Genomic DNA, 16,394 nt, shown 5'->3' on the forward strand with positions numbered 1-16,394 from the left:
ATGACCCGTTTTGCCTAAGCAATGGCGCTCTCCGGGAGGGTGAAGACGAGATAGCCGGCGCGATCAGCGCACCGGGCCGCTTGCCTTGCAAAAAGTCTGGCGGCTTGACGAGCGCGCGGCCCTTCGCCCACAAGCTCCACCGAGCTCCAGTCATGTTGTATAAAATGCCGGCAGGTCAAAACCAGTCGCAACAGCGGTCAGGCAATCACAAGCGGCAAGGCTGCTCTTGGCAAACCCGTTTGCCTGCCCAAACAAACGTGCTTACCGCCGGCCTCATGGTTCACATGACATGCCGAGCAGTTATGTGTTTCCGGAAGAATCTTTCGTGCATTCGAAATAGCGATGACATCCGCCCATGCTCGGGGGTGTCTGAACTTCAGTTAGATGGAATTGGCCATGGCACTTGACCCCGTCATCCTGTCGCGAATTCAGTTCGCGTTTGTCATCAGCTTCCACATCATCTTCCCGGCCTTCACCATCGGGCTGGCGGCGTGGTTGGCGACCATCGAAGGCGCGCGGCTGTTTACCGGCAACACCCTGTACCGGCGCGTCTTCGACTTCTGGCTGAGAGTCTTCGCGGTGTCCTTCGGCATGGGCGTGGTCACCGGCATCGTCATGGCTTTCCAGTTCGGCACCAACTGGAGCGTGCTGGCGGCGAAGACCGGCGCGATCCAGGGGCCGCTGCTCGGCTACGAAGGCTTCACCGCCTTCCTGCTCGAAGCCACCTTTTTCGGCGTGATGCTGCTCGGCCGCGAGCGTGTCTCGCCGCGCTTCTACTTCTTCGCCTGCTGCATGGTCTCGCTGGGCACCATGTTCTCGTCGTTCTGGATCCTGGCCAACAACAGCTGGATGCAGGTGCCGCTGGGCCACGCCATCGTCGACGGCAAGATCATCCCGGCCGACTGGATGCAGATCGTTCTCGGCCCGGTACAGATGGTGCGCTGGCCGCACATGCTGTTCGCTGCCTTCCTGACCACCGGCATGTGCGTGGCGGCCACCGGCGCCTGGTACACGCTGCGCCAGGTGCATCGCGACGAAGGCCGGGTGATGCTGCATTGGGGTCTGGCGTTGGTGGCGCTGATCATTCCGGTGCAACTGTATTTCGGGCACCTGACGGGTCTCTATGTTCTGAAGCACCAACCGGCCAAGTTTGCCGCCATCGAAGCGCGCTGGAAGAACGAGCAGCCGGCCAGCGAGGTGCTGCTCGGCTGGCCCGACGAGGCCGAGGAGCGCAACCTGTTCGCCATCACCGTGCCCAGGCTCGGCAGCATGATCGCCTCGGGCAACTGGACTGCGGCCGAGGTCGGGCTGGAATCCTTCGTCAAGGAAGATCGTCCGCCCGTCGTCATCCCGTTCTTCGCCTTTCGCATCATGGTCGGCATGGGCCTGGTGATGCTCGCCGTGTCGTGGTTCGGCAACTTTCTGCGCTGGCGCGGCACGCTCGAAACGAAGCGCTGGTTCCTGTGGGGCACCTTCCTGTCGTTCCCGAGCGGCTTCGTCGCCGTTCTCACCGGCTGGTTCACCGCCGAAGTCGGCCGCCAGCCCTGGGTGGTCTATGGCCTGCTGCGCACCAGGGACGCGGTCACGCCGTCGCTGACCACCGGTGACGTGGCGTTCTCGCTGGCCGGTTATGTGCTGGTCTATGCGGTGGTGTACAGCTTCGGGCTGCACTACATCTACTGCTTGCTGCGTGACGGCCCCGGCGCGGACGCGAAAGCAGGCGCTGGCCTCACCGGCGCCACCGGCAGCCGGCCGCTGGCCTTTGCCGGTAATCCCGACACCGCCACCGGGCGCAGCGCGAGACAACAGCCATGAGCGGCCTTCAGCCCAGCAACCTGGCGCTGTTCTGGGCCGGCGTGATCGCCCTGGCGATCATGGTCTACGTGATCCTCGACGGCTTCGATCTCGGCGTCGGCATTCTCTTTGGTACGACCGCCGACGAGGCCAAGCGGGTATCGATGATGAACACCATCGCGCCGTTCTGGGACGGCAACGAGACCTGGCTGGTGATCGTCGGTGCCGGCCTTTTCGCCACCTTCCCGACGGTCTATGCGGTCTTCCTGAGCGCCTTCTACATCCCGGTGCTGCTGCTGCTGTTCGGCCTGATCTTCCGCGGCGTCGCCTTCGAGTTCCGTTACCGTAGCCAGCGCATGCGCTGGCTGTGGGACCGGGGTTTCTTCATCGGCTCGGTCCTTGTCGCCTTCGTGCAGGGCGCCGCCGTCGGCGCGATGATGCGCGGTATCCGCGTCGTCGACGGTCAATACGTCGGCGGCTCGTTCGACTGGCTGCACCCGTTCGCGGTGCTCACCGGCGTCGGCCTGGTTTTTGGCTATGCGCTGCTCGGTGCTGCTTGGCTGGTCCTCAAGAGCGACGGCGCGCTGCGCGACTGGGCGTATGCGCGCATCGGCTGGCTGGTGGCCATCGTCTTCGTGATCATCGCCGCGGCCTTCGCCACCGTGCTGCGTGTCGATGCCGGCGCAGTCGCACAGGGCCACCTCGCCGATCGCGCCTGGGGCTGGGTTTTTCCGCTGCTCGGCGTGGCCGCATTGATGGCCGCGGTATGGGGCGCGCGGGCGCGGCGCGACGCCTTGCCGTTTGCCTGCACCGCGCTGTTCTTCGTCGCCGCGTTCCTCACCCTGGGGGTGATGTTCTGGCCGTACATGGTGCCCTATGCCCTGACCGTGGCCAACGCCGCCGCACCGGACGTTTCGCTGCGCTTCCTGTTCTATGGTGGCGTCGTGGTGCTGCCGGTGGTCGCCATCTATACCATCGGCGTGTACTGGGTGTTTCGCGGCAAGGTGCACGGTGGCTACGGTTGATCGGGAAAAAAGGCCATGATGCCGACTGATGCACCGCCAGGAGAGACAGCAATGGCCGCTGAAAAACAACGCCTTGCCGACGACAAGGCCGGCCGCAGCGACTGGCGTCACTGGGGCCCCTACGTTTCCGAGCGGCAATGGGGGACCGTCCGCGAAGACTACAGTCCGGACGGCGACGCCTGGAGCTACCTGCCGCACGAGCACGCACGCAGCCGTGCCTATCGCTGGGGCGAGGATGGCATAGCCGGCTTCAGCGACGACCGACAATATCTCTGCTTCTCGCTGGCGCTGTGGAACGGCCGCGACCCGCTGCTCAAGGAACGACTGTTCGGCCTGACCAACAGCGAGGGCAATCACGGCGAGGACGTCAAGGAGCTCTACTACTACCTCGACGCGACGCCGACGCATTCCTACCTGAAGATGCTGTACAAGTATCCGCAGGCGGAATTCCCGTACGCCCGACTGCTGCAGGAGAACCAGCGGCGCGGCGCGGAGCAGGCCGAGTTCGAGTTGCTCGACACCGGCTTGTTCGACGACGACGCGTACTTCGACGTCTTCGTCGAGTACGCGAAGGCCGCCGCCGACGACATCCTGATACAGGTGAGCGTGCACAATCGCGGCGCCGAGACGGCGCCGCTGTCGCTGCTGCCGCAACTGTGCTGTCGCAATATCTGGTCATGGCGCGCGCCGGCCGAGAAGCCCGAGAAGCCGACGCTTTCGGCGGCTGCCGGCGGCGTCAATATCGACCACGCGCAGCTGGGCCGATACCGCCTGGACTGCGACAGTGATGGCCTTGGCGTGCCGACGCTGCTTTTTTGTGAAAACGAAACCAATGCCAGGCGCCACTTCGAGCAGCCCGCGGCGACGGGGTTTTTCAAGGACGCCTTCCACGAGTACGTCGTCGAGGGCAAGGCGTCGGCGGTCAATCCTGCGCAAACCGGCAGCAAGGCCGGTGCGCTTTACTCACTGAGCGTGCCAGCGGGTGGCAGCGTGCGTGTGCGGCTGCGCCTGGCGCGTACCGCAACAGGCGGCAAATCCGCGCCGCCTTTTGCCGACTTCGACGCGATATTCGCTCGCCGCCACAGCGAAGCAGACCAGTTCTACGGCGACTTGCAGCGCGAGATCGCCGACGCCGACGAGCGCCTGGTACAGCGCCAGGCCTTCGCCGGAATGATCTGGAGCAAGCAGTTCTTTCACTACGACGTCCACAAGTGGCTCGACGGCGACACCGGCGAGCCGCTGCCGCCGGCGGCGCGAAAAAGCGGCCGCAATCGCGACTGGCAGAACTTCGCCGCCGCCGAGGTCTTGTCGATGCCGGACAAGTGGGAGTACCCGTGGTTCGCCGCCTGGGATCTTGCCTTCCACTGCCTGCCGCTGGCGGTGATCGACGCCGAGTTCGCCAAGTCGCAGCTGATTCTGTTGACCCGCGAGTGGTACATGCATCCCAACGGTCAGCTACCCGCGTACGAGTGGGAGTTCAGCGACGTCAATCCGCCGGTGCACGCCTGGGCGGCATTTCGCGTCTTCCAGATCGATCGCCGGCAGCGCCGCGACGCGGACGATGGTGACCCGTCCTATGCCGGCGACCTGGTGTTTCTCGAACGCGTCTTTCAGAAGCTGCTGCTCAACTTCACCTGGTGGGTCAACCGCAAGGACGAGCAGGGACGCAATATTTTCCAGGGCGGCTTCCTCGGACTCGACAACATTGGTTGCTTCGACCGCAGCAAGCCCTTGCCGACCGGCGGTTTCATCAACCAGGCCGACGGGACCAGCTGGATGGCGATGTTCTGCCTCAATATGTTGCGCATTGCCGTCGAGCTGGCGGTCCATAACGATGTTTATGAAGACCTGGCGAGCAAGTTCTTCGAGCACTTCCTGGCGATCGCCGGCGCCATCAACGGCGTCGGAGACGATTCGCCTGGTCTCTGGGACGAGACCGACCAGTTTTACTACGACCACCTGCGCCTTCCCGACGGGCGCAATATTCCCTTGCGCGTGCATTCCATCGTCGGCCTGATTCCGCTCTTTGCCGTGCAGCCGGCAGACCTCGAACTGGTCGCGCAATTGCCCGAATTCACCGCGCGCATGGCCTGGTACCTGGAGCATCGTCCGCAGCTTGCGGCGCTGATCTCGAACTGGCATGTCCCCGGCTGCGCCAATCGCGTTCTGCTTTCGCTGCTGCGCGGCCACCGCACCAAGGCCTTGCTGCGGCGGCTGCTCGACGAGAGCGGCTTCCTGTCTCCGTACGGCGTGCGCGCGCTGTCGAAGCGTCACCAGCGCGAACCCTTCCGCGTCGACGTCGGCGGCACGAGCTACGAGGTCGACTACTGGCCAGGCGAATCGCACAGCGGCTTGTTCGGAGGCAACTCGAACTGGCGCGGGCCGGTCTGGATGCCGATCAACTATCTGATCATCGAGTCGCTGGAGCAATTTCACCACTACTACGGCGACGATTTCACGGTCGAGTGTCCAACCGGCTCCGGGAAGTTTCTGACGCTCAAGGCGGTGGCGGATGAGTTGAGTCGTCGCCTGACCGGCCTGTTCCTCAAGGGCGAAGACGGTCAGCGGCCGGTGCTCAAATCGCATCCCAAGCTGGCGACCGACCCGCATTTTCGCGACTACATCCTGTTTCACGAGTATTTTCACGGCGACGATGGCCGCGGCCTGGGTGCCGCGCATCAGACCGGCTGGACCGGCCTGGTGGCGAAACTTCTGCAACCCGGAAGCGGGCCGGCAGAGCCACTGCCGGCCGCCAAACCAACAGCAAAGCCGGCGCTGCCGAGCGAGGACAAGCCATGAGCAAGGACTACGACATCATCATCATCGGCAGTGGCGCGGGCGGCGGCACGCTGGCACTCAAGCTCGCGCCATCGGGCAAACGCATCCTCATCCTGGAACGCGGCGACTATCTGCCGCGCGAAAAACAGAACTGGGATGTGAACGAGGTCTTCGTTCGGAATCGTTACGTTTCCAGCGACACCTGGCATGACCGCGACGACCGGCCGTTCCAGCCGGGAGTCCATTATTTCGTCGGTGGCGCGACCAAGATGTATGGCGCGGCGCTGTTCCGCTTGCGCGCCCACGATTTCACTGCGCACCGCACGGCCGACGGCATGTCTGCCGGTTGGCCGATCGGCTACCGGGAGTTTGAGCCGTATTACACGCAGGCCGAGCAGCTGTATCAGGTGCACGGCCAACGTGGCGACGATCCGACCGATCCGCCGGCCAGCGCGCCTTACCCGTTCCCGCCGGTCAGCCACGAGCCGCGCATCGCGGAAATCGCCGATGGCTTGCGCCGCGCGGGTTATCACCCGTCGTATGCGCCGAGCGCGATCATGCTCGACGAGGCCGACCGGCCGAACAGCCGCTGTATTCGTTGTGATTCCTGCGATGGCTACCCCTGCCTGGTGCACGCCAAGGCCGACGCCGAGGTCATCGCCGTTCGTCCGGCGCTGAAGTATCCGAACGTAACGTTACTGACCAACGCACACGTTCACCGACTGGAGACCAGCGCCAGCGGCCGCGAGGTCAGCAAGGTGATCGTCGACCGCGACGGCCGGCGCGAGGAATTCACCGCCGTGGTCGTCGTCGTTTCCTGCGGCGCGGCCAACTCGGCGCGCTTGCTGTTGATGTCGGCAGACAGCAAACATCCGCGCGGCCTGGCCAACGGCTCGGACATGGTCGGCCGTCACTACATGTTTCACAACGCCATTGCCCTGGTCGCGCTTTCCCGGCGCGAGAACCCCACCGAGTTCCAGAAAACGCTGGCCGTCAACGATTTCTATCTCGGCGCCACCGACTACGAGTTTCCGCTCGGCAACATCCAGATGCTCGGCAAGTCCAAGGGGCCGATGTTCAGGGAAGACGCACCGAGTTTTGCACCGGGTTTCACGCTCGATCAGATGGCCAAACACGCGGTGGACTTCTGGCTGACCAGCGAAGACCTGGGCCTGCCGCAGAATCGCGTGACGCTGACTGCACAGGGCGAGATCAAGCTGCATTACGAGTTCAGCAACCTCGAGCCACTCGAGCGTCTGCGCCACAAGCTGCAGTCCATGCTCGAGCACATGGACATGCACCCGCACCTGATCCCGAACAATCTCTACCTCGGGAAGCACATCCCGATCGCCGGCGTTGCCCATCAGGCGGGTACCTGCCGCTTCGGCGCCGACCCCGCCGCCTCGGTGCTCGACGTGAACTGCAAGGCGCACGAAGTCGATAACCTCTACGTCGTGGACAGCAGCTTCTTTCCGAGCATCGGCGCCGTCAACCCGTCGCTGACGGTGATCGCCAACGCCTTGCGCGTCGGCGAGCATCTCCTCGAAAGCTGGCGCTGAGGGCCGACGGCGATGGCACAACGCCGCGAAATCGTCGCCGTCTATCTGGCCGGCGTCGTGCAGGGCGTCGCGCTGGTGACCTTCCCGGCGGCCAGCGCGGTGTTCACCGGCGCCGGCGCCGGTGCCTACGGGCTGTCGAGTACCGAGTACGGCGGCATGTTCGTGCCGCAGGCGATCACCGCCATTGGCGCTTCGCTGCTCGGCGCCGGCCTGGCGCGCCGACTCGGCGCCAAGCGCATCTACCTGCTGGGCCTGGTCGCCAACTTGCTGGCGATGTCGCTGCTGATCGTCAGCAGCCTGGTCATGCACCAGCACGCCCTGGCCTACGGCCTGCTCTTGGCCGCGACGGCGTCTCTGGGTGTCGGCTTCGGGTTTACGGTGCCAACGCTGAACACCTTTGCCGCGGCCTTTTTCCCGCAAGGGGTCGACCGCGCCGTGCTCGGGCTGAACGCGCTGCTTGGCCTGGGGACCGCGCTGGCGCCCCTGTTTGTCGCGCTATTCGTCGGCCTGGGAATCTGGTGGGGCCTGCCGGTACTGGTCGTGGCCTTGATCGTCGGGCTGTTGCTTTTCAGTCGGCGTTTGCCCTTGAGCGAGGGCGCAGCGGCGCTCGCCGAAGGCGGGCACCAGGCGCGCAGCAGCTTACCGGCGCGCTTCTGGCTGTTTGCTGCCTTCGCGCTCGTGTACGGCATCTGCGAAACGATCAACGCCAACTGGGCGACGGTGTATATGACCCGCGAGCTTGGCGCCAGCGCGACCATGGCGTCGCTCGCGCTGACGCTCTTCTGGGGCTCGGTAACGCTCGGGCGGATGATTATCGCGGCCATCGAGAAGTACCTGTCGCCGCAGCGAACGTGCCAACTCCTGCCCTGGCTGGTCGCTGGCGCACTGGCCGCTACCGCCTTGCTGCCGAAGGGCGAGCCGCTGTTTGGCATGGCGATTTTCGCGCTGGCCGGCCTCGGCTGTTCGGCGCTGTTGCCGCTGGCGATCAGCTTCGGTCAGCAGCAACTGCCGAGCATCGGCAGTTCGGTGGCCGGCGGGCTGATCGCTTTCTACCAGATCGGCTACGGGATCGCGGCATTCGGCGTCGGACCGCTGCAAAGCCGCGCCGGCCTCGACCTGAACGTCATCTATGGCGCGACGACGGTGGTTGCGCTGAGCATGGCGGTGCTGGCTATTTTTGTCGTCCGGGGCCCGCAACGCTCGCCGAGCGGGCCGTGCAACGGCGGCCGCGCTAGCCACGGAATTCAGGATTTCGACACTTCGTTCAAACCATGACCATCCTCAGAAAAGGAAGACGAGCATGAACCTCAAAGGAAAAGTCGCCATAGTTACCGGCGGTAACAGCGGCATCGGCATGGCCATCGTCCTCGAACTGGCGCGCCAGGGCGCCAACATCGTCATCGATTACGTCGTCCATCCAGAGACTGCCGAAGCGCTGGAACAGCAGGTCCGCGCCCTCGGTGACCAGGCCATCGGCGTACACGCCGACGTCAGTCAGGTCGCCGAACTGGAAACGCTGATTGCCGCCACCGTCGAGGCCTTCGGTCGGGTGGATATCATGGTCAATAATGCCGGAATCGAGACGCGCACTTCCATACTCGAAACGACCGAAGAGCAGTATGAAAAGGTGCTTTCGATCAATCTGAAGAGCGCCTTCTTCGGCACACAACTCGCCGCGCGGCAGATGATCAAACAGGGCGGCGGCGGCAGCATCATCAACATCACGTCCGTGCACGAAGACTGGCCGATGCCCAATAACACGCCCTACTGCGTTTCCAAGGGCGGCATGCGCATGCTCACGCGCACCGCGGCGGTCGAACTCGCGCCGCACAACATTCGGGTCGTCGGTGTTGGCCCCGGCGCCATCGCCACGCCGATCAATACCGCCACGATGAACGACCCGGCACTGCTCAAGAAACTCGACGATGCAATTCCCATGGGGCGTATGGCGCAACCCGCCGAGATCGGCACCGTCGTAGCCTTCCTCGCCAGCGAAGGAGCCAGCTATATCACGGCGACGACCATTTTCGCCGATGGCGGCATCATGCAGGGAAGCCCGGGGCTGTAAAGGCCAGCACGAGCGGGCCGGATGTAGCGGTGGCTGCCGGGAGGAGGCGTATTCTCGTTCTCGGCGGTCGATCTGGCTCGGCAAACTTCACATGGAAGAGGAATCCGATCGATTCCTCACCATAGGCCAGGTCCACTATCGCTCGATTTATCGGACGGCAGACAGCGTTTATACTTGCGGCTTTCGGCAATAGCTCTCGCAGTTATCGACACACTGATGATGAAACTCTTCAACTTCCTTGAACGTCGGCGCGTCACAAATTTTGATCGGCAGATCCTGGGCGAGCGGGCACCATTTGTGCAGCAAGCCAAACCCCATTTGTTTTGTGTCGGAAAACTGCCAGTCTTTGCTGTTTTCCATGGCGTACACTTTTTTCATCATATCGAACAAGAGCGACCCTGGTGACAAGACCATCTTGTCGGCTGCATGGCGCCGACAAGTAGCCTCTGCAGGTCGAGTTGCTGATCGAATGTCCGTTTGGTGCATTCCGGCGCACGCTCCTCGTAGAATTTGCTCAGGTCCGCCGACGCATCGTAGTGGTCCTTTCCCTTGATCTTGATTTCTCTCATGACCTCGCTATGGTTTTGTCGGGCGCTATTGCACACGTCTTTGCAAATACTGCATCCAGGGTTGAGGCAGATTGCTTCAGCCTTGCTTGAAAACGCGGCGGTCATGGCAACAAGAATGATGAGAGCGGCCACCATGGGTAAGGAAACAAACGCATACGCGGCGACGATCGAGCGAACGATACGGTTTGCGTGGCGAGCCATCATTTCCCCCATCTGTTTGCTGGTTCCTTGGGTAGCGGCGTTGCTTGTGCGCGCCACGCAGGGAAAGACATCGTTATACGGGAGAAATATAGGAAATCCAATGGGCTTTCGGGAAAGATGGCCGACGCCGGGTAAAGCCGTCAATCGGCGATTTTTGGCCAGCATGCGTTGCGATTTGCAGAAAATCTCGCCGAATGGCACCCCAAACACGAGCCTCGCCGCCCACCTGCCAGGCGATGCGCTGCGCGAACTCGATTGCAGCTGCGGGCTGGGCTGACGAAGTCCACTGAGGATCGTTGCGTGCCTGTTCCGGCGCGGCGGCCGCCTCGCACAGCGTCGGCCCACGTGCTTGGGCGATGCGTACTGGCAGCATGGCCCACAGATACCGGGCCACGACCCGATTGCGGGCTGCTGGGCGCGGCGTAGCGCCGACGAGTGGCGGCAGATACGGTCTCGATTTGTCGGCAGCGCTTTGACAGTTGACGCCGTCCGCGATCGTGACAGCATCCGCGATACGCGCTGCCAGCGGTGGCGCGGCCGACTGGCCGCGCAAAGGGGCCGATCCGACGCGTTGCTCAGCTCGGCGTCGGCCAGTTTCGTAGACGGCGGCCGCCAGCCACGCTGCCAAGGGCAATATGGCCCGCTGGCGACAGCGACCACCCCGGTCGTTGCCGGCGCTCGGCGCAGAGCGTGAGCGGATCGATCGATGCGGGAGATACAATGGTCCATGCTGACGATCGATCATTCCATGCCGGCGATAGAACGATCCATGAAAAACATGGAACGATCCATCCCGGCGATAGAACGATCCATGAAAAACATGGAACGATCCATCCCGGCGATAGAACGATCCATGAAAAACATGGAGCGATCCATCCCGGCGATAGAATGATCCATGAAAAACATGGAACGATCCATGCTAGCGATAGACGCTTCCATGTCGACGATGGAACGTTCCATCTCCCGGTTGGACCTGGGAACCCCGGGCCAGGCACCGAAATCGCTGTCGACCAAACGCACGGGGTGGCCATTTTCAACGAGCGGATCGACCGCGCGGACGTGCTCTTCCGCGTGTTAACGGCGGCGCCTATACTGCCAGCGGCAAAAAGCGAACGGACGCGTGCCCGGTACCGGGTTCATCGACTGCTTGCTGCAATACGTCCTGCCGGCTGCTTTGAAGCGTATCCGGCACTACGGCTTGCTCTCGCCCGCGCGCTGCCCACATTGCGGGATTGGCCAGTTTCGTGTCGTCGCCACCCCCTTGCCGCAACGTGATCTCGAGAATCCGCGTGCGCCGCCGTGATGATCGCCGTCGATTTCTGTCTTCCGCAGCAATCGGACGGTGGCGCCGTCCGGAGAGTGCTTCGTCTGAATGGCAGCCCATTGGTGCAAGGACTGGCGCGCTTACCGGCTGCGCCCCGGCTTGTCGGCCTTCCGCCAGCTTTGCTACCCGTCGATGAGCAGCTTGCCGCCGGCTTCATGTCAATCAATTGACTTCCGGCCGACCTACCTTACAATCCGCACATTGATGGCCATCGTGGCGGTTCAGTCCGACAAGGTTTATCTGCCGCGAGCCGCCAGCGCTTGAGTCGGGATTTTTGGGTGGTAGATAAACGCTAATCGTAGGCTTTTTAAATCTATGCGCATCGAAGGCACTCTCGCAAAATGGAACGATGAACGCGGCTTCGGTTTTATCTCACCGACCAAAGGCGGAGCCCCTGAAGTTTTTGTTCACGTCTCAGCCTTTCCACGAGATGGTCAGCGCCCGTCCGTCGGTGAGTTACTCACGTTTGAGATAGAGGCCGACAAGGACGGCAAGACGAGAGCGACGAATCTGTTGTTTCCAAATCGTGCAGTTCGTCTCACTCCCAGGCAGTGCGAGCCGAGCGGTCGGAGCGAGAAACCGAGTTCTCTTGGGCGCATCGTTTCATTTGCCGTTGTCGTCGCCTTGGCTTTCTACGGTTACGGAAAATACGCTCACCGGCTGGCCGCGCAAGAGAATGTTTCGGCGCCACAGGACGCCGTCGCTAGCCACTCCAATGAAAATACAGTGTCGTCGGCTTTTCAATGTGATGGCAGAACTCATTGCTCACAAATGACTTCCTGTGCCGAAGCCACGTTCTTCTTGAAGAACTGCCCCGGCGTGAAAATGGACGGCAATCATGATGGTGTTCCGTGTGAGCAGCAGTGGTGCAATCAGTGAGCATCGGTGTCTCAAAGTCATTGACACGTTCCGGGTCCCCTGAATTCAAAGTTTGGCGCCGAGATCTCATTAGTCATGTTCGTCGCATTTTCTTTTCCTTGCTCCGGCGGCGCCGTCTCGCCAGCGCCGAATTTTCACGCTTTCGCATTGCTGCGATGGCTTTGAGGCTTACTCATACAGATCTTGCCAACACATGCTTTCTCCTCCCGTCACTCAAGCTCTGTCCCAGCTCACGTCAACGGTCTACACATTCGTGGGCCTTATGTTGCTCTCAGCTTTTGTCGCGCTTTTGGCCGCCCGCAGCTTTGGCGGCCGATCAGCGGCGGCACGCCAGACAATCTTTTCGCTGGTCTCGTTTATTGGCCTTTGTTGCACCGCTGCCTACATTGTCAATCGCAATGGGTAGCTGCCTGCTTTTGGCGACGCCGGCTAGCGGCACGCGAGGCCAGGCCCATCTCGCTGCTTCTGTGCTGTAATTGAAACCCTGACGACAATCAGCGATACGGTCACGCCGGGTTGGCGCCGTCGTCCGCCACGGCGCCGCTTGCACCCGCGTGGCGCCGCCATTCCAGGGAGCCGTCCAGATGCCCGAGATCACCTCGTCCCGCGAAGTACTATCAACCCTCGACGCGTCTCTGCGCGCGCGCCTGGCAGAGCGCTATCGCCGTGTGCGCGCGCACAGCCTGGCGCTCGCCGCACCGCTGTCGGCCGAGGACCAGTGCATCCAGTCGATGGCCGACGCCAGCCCGACCAAGTGGCACCTGGCGCACAGTAGCTGGTTCTTCGAAGCCGTCGTTCTGCAGCCGCATGTCGCCTCGTATGCGGCTTTCGACGAGCGTTTCGCGCGGCTCTTCAATTCGTATTACGAGGCGCTGGGCCCGCGTCACCCGCGGCCGCAGCGCGGTCTGCTGACGCGGCCGTCGCTCGGCGAAGTGCAGGCTTTTCGCGAGCACGTTGATGCCGCCGTGCTGGCGCTGATCGCCGGCGCCGACGCGCTCACCTGGGACGTCGCCGCGCCCTTGCTCGAGCTCGGTCTGAACCACGAGCAGCAGCACCAGGAGCTGATCGTCACCGACATTGTGCACGCGCTGTCGTGCAATCCGCTGCTGCCGGCTTATCGGCCCCTGGCGACGCCGCTGCCGCGGTCGACCCGCACGCCGCTGGCGCTGCACTGGCTGGCCATGACGGGCGGCGTAAGGAACGTCGGGCACGACGGCGAGGGTTTCGCCTTCGACAACGAGCGGCCTCGTCACGCGGTGCTCTTGCCGGCGTTCCTGATCGCCGATCGCCTGGTCGCTGGCGGTGACTACGCGCAGTTCATCGCCGACAGCGGCTACCAGCGCCCCGAACTGTGGTTGTCCGACGGCTGGGCGGCGGTGCAGGCGAACGGCTGGCGGGCGCCGGCGTACTGGTTGGCGCCCGGTGATGCGCGCGCGCCGGCGGCGCACTGGCAGGTGTTCGGCGTGCACGGCGTGCAGCCGCTGGACGCCGCGGCGCCGGTCGCGCACATCAGTTTCTACGAAGCGGCGGCCTACGCCGAGTGGGCCGGCGCGCGCCTGCCGACCGAGTTCGAATGGGAGGCCGCCTGCGGTGTCCCGGCGATCAGCGAGATGTACGGCGAGGTCTGGCAATGGACGCGTTCATCGTACGACCCTTACCCGGGCTTCCGGCCGCTGTGCGGCGCCGTCAGCGAGTACAACGGCAAGTTCATGGTCGGGCAGCAGGTGCTGCGCGGGAGCAGCAGCGCGACACCCGCCGGCCATGGCCGGGCGACCTACCGCAACTTCTTCCCGCCGGCCGCGCGCTGGCAGTTTGCCGGGCTGCGCCTGGCCAAAGATGCGCCACGCTGACCCGCGTCCGGGATAGAGTACGCACCTGCGCGATTGCCAAGCGGCAGCGGGCGCCCGCTGGCCGCTGCCTGGCACGACACCTGGAGTAGAAAATGAGCGACCGCACACCGCCTGGAGCAGAGCGCTTTCCTGCCGACCTGAAGACCCGGATTGACGCCGCCATTAGCCGGCGTGGTGCGGCTTACGTCGCGCGCACGCATCACCTCGACGCGCACGGACGGCCGCTTTTCAGCAATCGCCTGGCGCTGGAAACGAGCCCCTACCTGCTGCAGCACGCGCACAATCCGGTCAACTGGTTTCCCTGGGGCGACGAGGCCTTCGCCGAAGCGCGGCGCCTCGGGCGGCCGGTGTTCCTGTCGATCGGCTATTCGACGTGTCACTGGTGCCACGTGATGGAGGAAGAGTCCTTCGAGGATCAGGAGATTGCCACCTTCCTCAATAGGCACTACGTGGCGATCAAGGTCGACCGCGAGGAGCGCCCCGACCTTGACGCGGTCTATATGAGCGCCGTCCAACAACTGACGGGTGGCGGTGGCTGGCCGATGAGTGTCTGGCTGACCGCCGCGCGCGAACCTTTCTACGGTGGCACGTATTTCCCGCCGCGCGATGGCATCCGCGGTTCCCGGCGCGGTTTTCTGTCGCTGCTCGGCGCCTTGTCCGAGACCTTTCATCGTGACCCCGAGCAGATTGGCAAGGCCAGCGAGGCGCTGCTGCAGGCCATTCGCCAGGACATCGAGGGCGGCCAGGGCGAGGCGGCCGCGCCGCTTGATCTGCCGGCACGTACCTTGATCGACGCCGCCGTCGACCACTACAAGCGCTCGTTCGACCACGTGCACGGCGGTTTGCAGCGGGCACCGAAGTTTCCGTCGCACGTTCCGGTGCGCCTGCTTTTGCGGCATTACCAGCGCAGCGGCGACACCGAGGTGCTGCAGATGGCGTGTTTGACGCTGGAGAAAATGGCCGCCGGTGGTCTCTACGATCAGCTCGCCGGCGGCTTCCATCGCTACTCGACCGACGGGCAATGGCTGCTGCCGCATTTCGAGAAGATGCTCTACGACAACGCCTTGCTGGTCGTCGCCTACAGTGAGGCCTTTCAGGTCAGCGGCCGCGCCGATTTTGCCCGCGTCGCGCGCGAAACCTGCGACTACGTCCTGCGCGAGATGTGCGACGCCGGCGGCGCTTTCTACTCGGCCACCGACGCCGATTCGGAAGGCGACGAAGGGCGCTTCTTTGTGTGGACCGAAGACGAGCTTCGCCGCGAGCTGGCTGGTGTCGACGATGGCGAGACGACGCGACTGTTCCTCGAGCACTACGACGTGCGCGCCGGCGGCAACTGGGAGGGGCGGACGATCCTCAACGTACCGCGACCCGACGAAGGCGTGTGGGCGCGTCTGGCTGGCGCGCGCGCCAGGCTCTACGCGGTGCGCGCCCGGCGCGTACCGCCGCTACGCGACGACAAGATTCTCACCGCCTGGAACGGCCTGATGATTTCGGCACTGGCGGTCGCCGGAGCGATTCTCGACGAGCCGCGCTACGTCGCTGCCGCCGCGCGCGCGGCCGACTTCGTCCTCTCGCACTTGCGCGCGGCCGACGGCGAGCTGCAGCGCAGCTTCAAGGACGGGCAGGCGCGGCAGGCGGCGTTTCTCGACGATCACGCCTTCCTGACAGCCGGCCTGATCGATCTCTACGAGGCGAGTTTCGACGGCCGCTGGCTCGACGAAGCGCTGGCTCTTGGCGAGGCCAGCGAGCGTTTGTTTGCCGACCCGAGCGGCGCCTGGTTCATGGCCGGGCAGCAGCACGAGACGCTGATCGCTCGTGAGAAACCGGCTTATGACGGTGCCGAACCGTCGGGGACGTCGGTGGCGCTGATGAACGCGCTTCGCCTGGGCCTTTATACCGACGACCCGCGCTGGCGGCAAATCGCCGAGCGCGGCTTTGCCGCGCACGCCCGGGTGCTCGGCGAGCGGCCGCTGGCGATGAGCGAGGCGCTGCTGGCGCTCGATTTCCTCGCTGGCACGCCGTGCGAAGTGGTCATCGTCTGGCCCGACGGCTCGGCGGCGGCAGCGCTGCTGGCGGCGCTGCGCCGCAGCTATCTGCCGTCGCGGGCGCTCGCCGCGGGTTCGCAGTCGGCGCTCGCGGAGCTCGCCAGGAAACTGCCGTTTGTCCGCGACAAGGTGGTGCTGGCCGGGCGACCGACGGCCTACGTTTGCCGTCACGGTGCTTGCCAGTTGCCGGTCAGCGACGCAGTCGCGCTGGCCGCGCAGCTGCGCGCCGCCGCTTCCTGACGACGACGCCCGACGCGCCGCGGCGCTCCACCACGATGCGGGTGCTTGCGCCCGCGCCGCCC

12 protein-coding genes and 1 pseudogene are annotated in these 16,394 nt (G+C 64.0%); 10 read left to right on the forward strand and 3 right to left on the reverse strand.

Annotated elements, in window-relative coordinates; translation table 11 throughout:
* Positions 1–396 precede the first annotated feature (396 nt).
* From QZ656_RS14055 to QZ656_RS14080, 6 genes are read left to right on the forward strand one after another with little or no spacing between them, the layout of a single operon-like run.
* The gene (locus QZ656_RS14055; RefSeq protein ID WP_291993996.1) at positions 397–1,815 is read left to right on the forward strand and encodes a cytochrome ubiquinol oxidase subunit I; all 1,419 of its coding nucleotides are present in this window, start codon (positions 397–399) and stop codon (positions 1,813–1,815) included.
* Positions 1,812–2,819 (forward strand): cytochrome d ubiquinol oxidase subunit II, encoded by a 1,008-nt coding sequence (gene cydB, locus QZ656_RS14060; protein WP_291993997.1) that lies wholly within the window; start codon positions 1,812–1,814, stop codon positions 2,817–2,819. Before QZ656_RS14055 ends, cydB begins: the two co-directional genes overlap by 4 nt.
* A gap of 51 nt (positions 2,820–2,870) precedes the next feature.
* Positions 2,871–5,618 carry a glucosidase gene (locus QZ656_RS14065; protein ID WP_291993998.1) on the forward strand — a complete coding sequence of 916 codons (2,748 nt, stop codon included), beginning with the start codon at positions 2,871–2,873 and terminating at the stop codon, positions 5,616–5,618.
* Entirely contained in the window at positions 5,615–7,156 is a 1,542-nt protein-coding gene (locus QZ656_RS14070; RefSeq protein WP_291993999.1) for a GMC family oxidoreductase, read from the forward strand. The genes QZ656_RS14065 and QZ656_RS14070 overlap by 4 nt, the downstream gene beginning before the upstream one ends.
* 12 nt (positions 7,157–7,168) lie before the next feature.
* The gene (locus QZ656_RS14075) at positions 7,169–8,431 is read left to right on the forward strand and encodes an MFS transporter (RefSeq protein WP_291994000.1); all 1,263 of its coding nucleotides are present in this window, start codon (positions 7,169–7,171) and stop codon (positions 8,429–8,431) included.
* A gap of 25 nt (positions 8,432–8,456) precedes the next feature.
* Complete coding sequence (locus QZ656_RS14080; protein WP_291994001.1) at positions 8,457–9,224, forward strand: glucose 1-dehydrogenase; 768 nt, start codon at positions 8,457–8,459, stop codon at positions 9,222–9,224.
* Between the two features lie 168 nt (positions 9,225–9,392).
* On the opposite strand, the gene QZ656_RS14085 is transcribed toward QZ656_RS14080, so the two are convergent.
* From QZ656_RS14085 to QZ656_RS14095, 3 genes are all read right to left on the reverse strand, one after another.
* Positions 9,393–9,584 carry a hypothetical protein gene (locus QZ656_RS14085; protein WP_291994002.1) on the reverse strand — a complete coding sequence of 64 codons (192 nt, stop codon included), beginning with the start codon at positions 9,582–9,584 and terminating at the stop codon, positions 9,393–9,395.
* Positions 9,585–9,601: 17 nt separating this feature from the next.
* Entirely contained in the window at positions 9,602–10,159 is a 558-nt protein-coding gene (locus tag QZ656_RS14090; RefSeq protein WP_291994003.1) for a hypothetical protein, read from the reverse strand.
* 576 nt (positions 10,160–10,735) lie between these two features.
* A complete protein-coding gene (locus QZ656_RS14095) occupies positions 10,736–10,954 on the reverse strand; it encodes a hypothetical protein (protein ID WP_291994004.1) in 219 nt (72 codons plus the stop codon).
* Between the two features lie 148 nt (positions 10,955–11,102).
* Here QZ656_RS14095 and QZ656_RS24140 point away from each other — a divergent pair.
* From QZ656_RS24140 to QZ656_RS14110, 4 genes and pseudogenes are all read left to right on the forward strand, one after another.
* Positions 11,103–11,297, forward strand: a pseudogene (locus QZ656_RS24140) (transposase); the annotation flags it as partial.
* A 336-nt stretch (positions 11,298–11,633) separates the two neighbouring features.
* Positions 11,634–12,197 (forward strand): cold shock domain-containing protein, encoded by a 564-nt coding sequence (locus tag QZ656_RS14100; RefSeq protein ID WP_291994005.1) that lies wholly within the window; start codon positions 11,634–11,636, stop codon positions 12,195–12,197.
* A gap of 584 nt (positions 12,198–12,781) precedes the next feature.
* On the forward strand, positions 12,782–14,047 hold the full coding sequence (gene egtB, locus QZ656_RS14105; protein ID WP_291994006.1) for an ergothioneine biosynthesis protein EgtB: 1,266 nt from the start codon (positions 12,782–12,784) through the stop codon (positions 14,045–14,047).
* 92 nt (positions 14,048–14,139) lie between these two features.
* Positions 14,140–16,332, forward strand: coding sequence for a thioredoxin domain-containing protein (locus QZ656_RS14110; RefSeq protein WP_291994007.1), 2,193 nt, complete (start codon positions 14,140–14,142; stop codon positions 16,330–16,332).
* Positions 16,333–16,394: the final 62 nt, after the last annotated feature.

It is taken from the genome of Candidatus Accumulibacter sp. ACC003, assembly GCF_907163085.1.
Lineage (GTDB): Bacteria > Pseudomonadota > Gammaproteobacteria > Burkholderiales > Rhodocyclaceae > Accumulibacter.